Consider the following 7,713-nt stretch of genomic DNA (forward strand, 5'->3'; position numbering starts at 1 on the left):
GCCATGTGCGTGCACACCGAGTTCAGGAAGTGACGATCGTGCGAGATGATGATCATCGTCGAGTTGTACTCGTTGAGCGTCTGCTCGAGCCAACGGATCGAGTTGATGTCGAGGTTGTTGGTCGGTTCGTCGAGCAGCAGCACGTCCGGCTTCGAGAACAGCGCCTGCGCGAGCAGCACGCGCAGCTTCCAGCCAGGCGCGACGTCGGCCATCGTGCCGTTGTGGAACTTCTCCTCGATGCCGATGCCGAGCAGCAGCGCGCCCGCGCGCGCCTCGGCGTCGTAGCCGCCGTATTCGGCGAACTTGCCTTCGAGTTCGGCCGCGTGCATGTAGTCGTCGTCGGTGGCGTCCGGGTTCGCGTAGATCGCGTCACGCTCGGTCATCGCGGCCCACATCTCGGTGTGGCCCATCATCACGACGTCGAGCACGCGCACGTCTTCGTACGCGAACTGGTCCTGGCGCAGCTTGCCCAGGCGGACGTTCGGCTCCAGCGCGACGTTGCCGGCGCTCGGCTCGAGGTCGCCGCCGAGGATCTTCATGAAGGTCGACTTGCCACAGCCGTTCGCGCCGATCAGACCGTAGCGGTTGCCCTCGCCGAATTTGACCGAGATATTCTCGAACAAGGGCTTCGGCCCGAATTGCATCGTGATGTTGGCAGTAGAAAGCACGGCAGGTCCCGTAAGAGAGAAATCGACGGAAAACCGTGTATTTTAGCAGGTGTCGGAGAAACTGCCGACCGCACCGCCCCGGCGGCGTATTCCCGGCCCTCAGCCGCGGCGCCCGCCGGCCCGTCAACACGACGGCACGCGCCCCACCGCCGTCCTACCGGAATCCCGCATGCTCGCCAGCCAGCTTCGTGAACAACTCGTCGGCGCGTGGCGCCTCGTGTCCTACGAAATCCGCCCGCGCGACGGCGGGACCGTCACCTATCCGCTCGGCCGCGACGCGCGCGGCTGGATCCTCTACACGCCCGACGGCTACATGTCCGCGCAGTTGATGGCGGCCGGCCGCCCGCCGTACGCCGACGGCGACCTGCAGGGCGGCAGCGTCGAGGAGCGTGCGGCCGCGGCCCGCGGCTACATCGCGTATTCAGGCCCCTTTAATGTCGACGACGACGGCACGTTGACTCATGAAATGGACGTCAGCCTGTATCCGAACTGGATCGGCAACGTCCAGCAGCGTGTCGTCAGCCTGGACGGCGACCGGCTGCAACTCGGCACCGCCGGGCCAGTGCGGATCGGCGGCCGGGAGGTCGAACCGGTGATCGTCTGGGCGCGCGCGCGCCGCTGAGCACCTCGGCGGCGCCGCACGGCCAGCGCTCAGCCGGTCGCGGCAACGATGCCGAGCCGCCGCACCGCGGCACAAGCCGCTCCGACGGCTGCGCGCATCACTTGCCGGCCTTCTTGGCCGCTTTCTGCGCCGCCTGCGCCTTCATCTGCCCGAACAGTTCCGAGCACGGCACGTCGCGGTTGTTGCTCGGCGCGATCAGCGGGATCAGCGCCGCGAACGGGTTGATCAGCCCGAGCCCGACCATCGCGCCGGCGCGCAGCGCGAGCGCGCCCGCATCGACGCCGACCTTCGGGTTCTTGAACGTGCCCTTCGCATACAACGGCGAGCGCAGCGAGAAGATCCGGAAGCCCTTCGTGTGCGGATGGATCTTCAGGTCGAGCGATTCGTCGCGCAGGTTGATCGGGCCGTCGACGTTGATGAGCGCGTCGTCGGTATCGAGCGCGAAGACCTTCGGGTCGAGCATGCCGTCGGTCGCGACGAAATCGATCGCCGCGCAATTGATGTTGACGTCGCGGTTGCCGAACAGTTTCTCGTAGACGACGTTCGCGACGTTCAACCCCGCGGCCTCCATCAGCAGGCGGCTGATGCGACCGTTGGTGATGAGCGCCTTCACTTCGCCGGTCGACGTCGCCGCGAGCGCGGCCGGCGAATTGCCCGTTGCCGACAGCGACGCGTCGCCGTTGATTTCGCCGAACGCCGACTGCATCACCTTCTGCGTCGGGAACAGCTGCTTGAGCTTCAGATGCCGCGCGGCCAGCGTGAAGCGGCCCTTGAGCGGCGTGCGGCTGCCGTCGAGATGCGCATTCGTCGCGAGCGTGCCGCCCGCGACGCCGAACTGCAGCGGCTCCAGCGTCAGCACGCCGTCCTGCATCAGAATGTGCGTGTACAGGTTGGTGATCGGCAGGTCCGCGCTCTTGATCAGCTTGCGGCCGGTGAACTTCACGTCTGCATCGATCGCGCTCCACCGTTCGGTGCGGAACGCCGCGACCGGCAGCACGCGGTCGGGCGGCTGGCGCGTCGTGTCGCCGCGCTTCTTCTTGCTCGCGGCCGAGTCGGCGCCGATCACCGGCGCGAGATCGGAGAACTGCAGCAGGTTCGACACGAGTTCGCCCGACAGCTTCGGCCGCGGCTCGCGCTGCGCCCAGGTGAGCGTGCCGCCGAGATCGCTGCCGCCGACGCGACCGTTGAAGTTCTCGTAGCGGAAGGTGCTCGCATTCGGCTTGAAGTTGCCGATCAAGCGCCCTTCGGTCGCGTAAGGCGGCGTATCGGGCAGCGTGATGCCGGTGAGCTGGTAAAGGTGCGACATCGACGTGCCCTGCAGCCACAGCCGCAGGTCGAGCGCCGCGAGATGCCTCGGATCGGTCAGCGTGCCGACAATCGCGAGCCGCGTATCGCCCGCCTTCACGTCGGCCTGCAGCGGGAACGGCTGCGACGTATCCTGGATCGCGAGCACGCCGCCGACCTTGCCGGTGCCGCTGATCGGCACGTTCTTGTAGCGGCCGTCGACCTTCAGCCCGAACGCGTAGGTGGGGCCGGACGGCTTCGCGGGCGCCGCGGCGCCGCTCGCGCCGGACGCGGCAGCGGCCGCCGACGCGGAAGGCGCGGACGAAGCGGATGAACCGGACGAACCTGACGCAGCCGAAGCAACGCCGCTCGCAGCCGACGCACCCGAGGCCGCGACCGCACTCGCCCCCGACTCGCCCGACGCGGCTTGCGCATCGGCCTTCGCGCCCAGTTGCGCGGCGCCATGCTTGCCGACGCGCTGCGCCGACGCCGCACGCGAGGTCTGCTCCTGCTCCTTCAGCACGTCGCCGAGCGGAATCGGCTGCCCGAGCGTATCGATCGCGACGGTCAGGTCGGCCTTCGTGATCGCATCGCGATACGTGACGGTGCCCTTCGCGAAACCGAAGCTGTCGAGCCGCACCTTCCACCGCGAAGGCTGCGACGATTGCTTGAACTGGAAGGTCCACGTATTGCTGCCGTCCGCGCGCCGTTCGAGATCGACGGCAGGATTCACGACGTCGATCGACGGGATGACGATTTCATGCGCCAGCAGCGGCAGGAGCGCGAGATCGAAGTGCGCGGCATCGAGCGTGACGAACTTGGGCGCCTGCGCCCAGTCGGGATTGCCGATCTCGAGTTGCGTGGCGGAGAAGCTCGGCCAGGGCACCCATGCACGCCAGCCGGTCTCGCCATCGGGACGACGCCAGCCGACCTTGAGATCGCCGTTGATCGCGAACGGGCGGCCGAGCGCGGTACTCACCTGTTCGTTGACCCACGGTTTCGCGCGGTTCCAGTCGAACGTGAAGATAAAGATGCCGGCCGCCGCGATGAGCACCGCGACGATACCGACGATCCATGCAGCCGATTTGCCGATGGCTCGGGTTAGCGTCATGGCGGTTCCGTTGTTGTTCTGAAGCGTTGCCGCGCCATGCCGGGCCGCTTGCGTGGACGAACGGCGCACGACAACTGCGGCTTTTCAATCGGTATTATGGCGCACGACATGGCGGCCTTTCGGCGCCATTAACGCTTTTTTTCACTTTTGACATGACCTCCCCCACCGGCCTCATCGACGCGCAGCACATCACGCGGCGCGACGCCAGCAGCGGCAAGACGCTGCTCGCCCCGACCGATTTCAGCCTCGCCGCGGGATCGCGAATTGCTATCACCGGGCCATCCGGGTCGGGCAAGAGCGTGCTGCTGCGCGCGCTCGCGCTGCTCGATCCGCTCGACGGCGGTCACATCCTGTGGCGCGGCCGGCGGATCCGGCGCAGCGCGATTCCGCGCTATCGGCGCAGCATCGCCTATGTCCGCCAGCGCCCCGCGCAGATGGACGGCACCGTCGAAGCGCAGTTGCGCTACCCGTATTCGCTCGCGATCTATCGCGACGTCGCGTTCGACCGCGCCCGCGCCGAAGCGCTCGCCGCGCAGGCCGGCCGCGGCGCCGGTTTTCTCGACAAGCGCGCGAGCGACCTGTCCGGCGGCGAAGCGCAGATCACCGCGCTGCTGCGCGTGCTGCAACTCGATCCCGACGTCCTACTGCTCGACGAGCCGACCTCCGCCCTTGATCCCGAATCGGCGCGCGCGATCGAAGCGCTCGTCGGTGCGTGGTTCGACGCGGCGCCCGATGCGCGCGCCTACATGTGGATCTCGCACGATCCGGCCCAGGCCGCGCGAATCGCCACGATGCGGCTCGTGATGCAGGCCGGCGTCCTGCACGCGGCCAACCCGACGGAGGCTGCGCAATGAGCCCGGCACTGCAGGACCTGAGCCTCGTCGACGTCGGCATCGCCGCCGCGCTCGTCGCCGTCAACGGTGCGATCTCGGCGGCGCTGTCGCTCGGCCTCGGCCGCAAGCTCGCGCTCGCGGCGGTGCGCACCGTCGTGCAGTTGCTCGCGATCGGCTACGTGCTCGGCTGGGTGTTCGGCCATCCGCACTGGTACGTCGTGCTGCCGCTCACCGCGCTGATGACGCTGATCGCCGGTTTCGCCGGCGCGGGGCGCGGCAAGCGCACGTATCGCGGCCAGCGCATCGACAGCATCGCGTCGATCTGGTTCAGCAGCTGGTTCGTCGCGGCGGTCGGCCTGTTCGTCGTGATCCGCATCCATCCGTGGTTCGCGCCGCAATACGCGATCCCGATCCTCGGGATGATTCTCGGCAATACGCTGACCGGCGTATCGCTCGGCGTCGAGCGGATGATGGAAGAGCTCACCGCGCGCCGCGATCGTGTCGAAACCGCGCTCGCGCTCGGCGCGACGCGCTGGGAGGCCGCGCAGGATGCCGCGCGGCAGGCCGTGCGCGCCGGCATGCTGCCGACGCTGAACCAGATGGCGGTGGTCGGCGTCGTGAGCCTGCCGGGCATGATGACGGGCCAGGTGCTGGCCGGCCAGTCGCCGCTGCAGGCCGTGCGTTACCAGATCGTGATCATGTTCCTGATCGCCGCGGCGTCCGCGCTCGGCACCGTGGGCGCGGTGCTGATGACCTATCGCCGGCTGTTCTCGGCCGATCACCGTTTCCTCGCTTCGCGGCTCGAAGAGCGCACGCGGTGACGCGCGGCGGCGCGCGCTGCGCGGTCAGCACGCGCCTGCGACGTTTCATCGGAACGTGATGATCGGGAGGACGGAATGCGGGCGCGCATGACGTGACATCCGCATGACGTCGTGCAGCGCCGTTGCACGGCTGTGGCACCGTACCGCGAAGCAGGCAGCGGCACGCGTTGCAACGGCGGCACGACAGGCGCTGCTCGCGTGCCGCCCTGCTCGTGCCGCCCATCGAACCGGTTGCGCGCGCACCGAACGAAACGCCGGCCCGCGCGTGCCGCTCAATGCTTGATCGACACCGTCACCCGGGTGCCGTCGCTCATCGACACGGATTTCGACCCGCCGTTGGTCGGAATCGACACCCACTTCACCTGGCTTACCGACACGACGTCCGGACACTGCAGCGACTTGCCCCCGGCCGTCACGCCGCGCGTGCCCTTCGGCGCGGCCGCCTGGAAGCTCAACTGCACGTTGGCGACACCCTTGGCGTCGACCGACGGTGCGAGCCGCACCTGGGTCTGCCGCACCATCGCGCCGTTCGCGTCGCGCGGCAGGTTGTCGGCGTTCGGGCAGCCGTCCGGCATCGCGACCGCGCCGCTCGGCGGCACCGACTTCCAGTTGAAATCGTCCGTCTCGCCCGAGCGGATCTTGCGGGTCTCCTGCGTATTGCCGAAGGTCTTCGAGTCGACCTTGACGGTGTATTCGAGCTGTCCCGTCCCGCCGCCCTTCAGGCTGCCCTTGACCGGTGGCGCCGCGAATACGCTCGCGCTGACGCACGCCGCCGCGAACACGACCGACCACGATGCGGCGACTGACAAGCTGCGTTGGCTCATGCTGACCTCCTTGTAATGCGGCGGCACGCGCGTGCCGCGCGGTTTTCGATGCATGATGCGCTGCCAGTCTACCGCCAAGCGCGGTGCAATGCGCCGCAAACGCATCGGGTGTTACCCCGCTTGCATTCGCGGCGCCGCAACCTTACGCGCTCCGCGCTCAGAAACCGCTGAGCACCAGCTTGCCGATCGCGCGCCCGCCCTCGAGCATCTGATGCGCGCGCCGCACGTTCGCCGCGTTGATCGTGCCGAGCTGTTCGCCGAGCGTCGTGCGCAGCGTGCCGGCGTCGACGAGCCGCGCCACTTCGCCGAGGATCTTGTGCTGCTCGATCATGTCCGGCGTCTCGAACATCGCACGCGTGAACATGAATTCCCAGTGAAACGCCGCGCTCTTCGCCTTCAGCAATTCGACCGGCACCGGCTTCGCGTTCTCGACGATCGTGCAAATGCCGCCCTGCGGCCGGATGACTTCCGCTGCAGCCGGGAAATGATGGTCGGTATCGTTGAAGATCAGCACGTGGTCGACGCTCGGATGGCCGGCCTCGCGCAACTGCGCGGGCAGGTCGCCGAAATGGTCGACCACCGCATCCGCGCCGAGCGCGCGCACCCATTCGGCCGACGCCGGCCGCGACGCGGTCGCGATCACGTGCAGCTTGCCGAGCGTCTTCGCGAGCTGGATCGCGATCGAGCCCACGCCGCCCGCGCCGCCGATGATCAGCACCGACTTGCCGGCGTCGGCACCCTGCGGCGACACGCGCAACCGGTCGAACAGCGCTTCCCACGCGGTCAGCGCGGTGAGCGGCAGCGCGGCGGCGGCCGCGAAGTCGAGCGTGCGCGGCTTCAACGCGGCGATCCGCTCGTCGACCGCGTGGAATTCGCTGTTCGCGCCGGGCCGCGTGATGCTGCCCGCGTAGAACACTTCGTCGCCGGGCCGGAACAGCGTGACGTCGGCGCCGACCGCGACGACCGTGCCGGCCGCATCCCAGCCGAGCACGCGCGGCGTCTCCTCGACCTGCGGCTTCGGCGCACGCACCTTGGTGTCGACCGGGTTCACGGAAATCGCCTCGACCTTCACGAGCAGATCGTGCGGGCCCGGCACGGGCTGCGGCAGTTCGACGTCGAGCAACGCTTGCGGGTCGTCGATCGGCAGATAACGGGTCAATCCAACGGCTTTCATCTCGATACTCCTTTCAGGGAAATCCGGCAGGCTGCGGCGCAACCTCCATGCGTGCCATCGTAGGCAACCCGATCCTTCGAGAAAACCGCTATATTTCCTGAAACATTTTCAGGAATTTCAGAATAATGACGTCCGATCCCGGGTCCGATCCGATTCCCGCGCCCGACAAGCCGCTCGACCTGCTCGACGTCGCGCTGTTCGTGCGCGCGGCGCTGCTCGCGAACGTCACCGCGGCCGGGCGCGAATTCGGCGTGTCGGCCGCGGTCGCGAGCGCGCGCATCGCCCAGCTCGAACGGCAGCTCGGCGCGCGGCTGCTGCACCGCACCACGCGCCGCATCAGCCTCACGCAGGACGGCGAAGTCTTCATGGCGCGCGC

General features: G+C 68.2%; 8 protein-coding genes. 4 read left to right on the forward strand and 4 right to left on the reverse strand.

The window, feature by feature from the left end:
* Positions 1-668: ATP-binding cassette domain-containing protein (locus tag JMF86_RS08625; RefSeq protein WP_201316953.1), on the reverse strand; the 668-nt coding region annotated here is incomplete at its 3' end.
* A 169-nt stretch (positions 669-837) separates the two neighbouring features.
* Here JMF86_RS08625 and JMF86_RS08630 point away from each other — a divergent pair.
* Positions 838-1,290 carry a lipocalin-like domain-containing protein gene (locus JMF86_RS08630; RefSeq protein ID WP_011549721.1) on the forward strand — a complete coding sequence of 151 codons (453 nt, stop codon included), beginning with the start codon at positions 838-840 and terminating at the stop codon, positions 1,288-1,290.
* Between the two features lie 97 nt (positions 1,291-1,387).
* On the opposite strand, the gene JMF86_RS08635 is transcribed toward JMF86_RS08630, so the two are convergent.
* A complete protein-coding gene (locus JMF86_RS08635) occupies positions 1,388-3,685 on the reverse strand; it encodes an AsmA family protein (RefSeq protein ID WP_011549720.1) in 2,298 nt (765 codons plus the stop codon).
* Positions 3,686-3,837: 152 nt separating this feature from the next.
* Here JMF86_RS08635 and JMF86_RS08640 point away from each other — a divergent pair, with 152 nt between their 5' ends.
* Together JMF86_RS08640 and fetB are read left to right on the forward strand one after the other, a co-directional pair.
* On the forward strand, positions 3,838-4,539 hold the full coding sequence (locus JMF86_RS08640) for an ATP-binding cassette domain-containing protein (protein ID WP_011549719.1): 702 nt from the start codon (positions 3,838-3,840) through the stop codon (positions 4,537-4,539).
* Positions 4,536-5,339, forward strand: coding sequence for an iron export ABC transporter permease subunit FetB (gene fetB / locus JMF86_RS08645; RefSeq protein WP_011549718.1), 804 nt, complete (start codon positions 4,536-4,538; stop codon positions 5,337-5,339). Before JMF86_RS08640 ends, fetB begins: the two co-directional genes overlap by 4 nt.
* 272 nt (positions 5,340-5,611) lie before the next feature.
* Here the strand turns inward: fetB and JMF86_RS08650 are convergent, their stop codons facing one another.
* Positions 5,612-6,163 carry a DUF6013 family protein gene (locus JMF86_RS08650; RefSeq protein ID WP_041489573.1) on the reverse strand — a complete coding sequence of 184 codons (552 nt, stop codon included), beginning with the start codon at positions 6,161-6,163 and terminating at the stop codon, positions 5,612-5,614.
* 157 nt (positions 6,164-6,320) lie between these two features.
* Entirely contained in the window at positions 6,321-7,337 is a 1,017-nt protein-coding gene (locus tag JMF86_RS08655) for a zinc-binding alcohol dehydrogenase family protein (protein WP_011549716.1), read from the reverse strand.
* A gap of 125 nt (positions 7,338-7,462) precedes the next feature.
* On the opposite strand from JMF86_RS08655, the gene JMF86_RS08660 reads away from it, so the two are divergent.
* The coding region (locus JMF86_RS08660) for a LysR family transcriptional regulator (protein WP_201316954.1) at positions 7,463-7,713 on the forward strand (251 nt) is incomplete at its 3' end.

Source organism: Burkholderia sp. E168m15, assembly GCF_016586105.1.
Lineage (GTDB): Bacteria > Pseudomonadota > Gammaproteobacteria > Burkholderiales > Burkholderiaceae > Burkholderia > Burkholderia orbicola.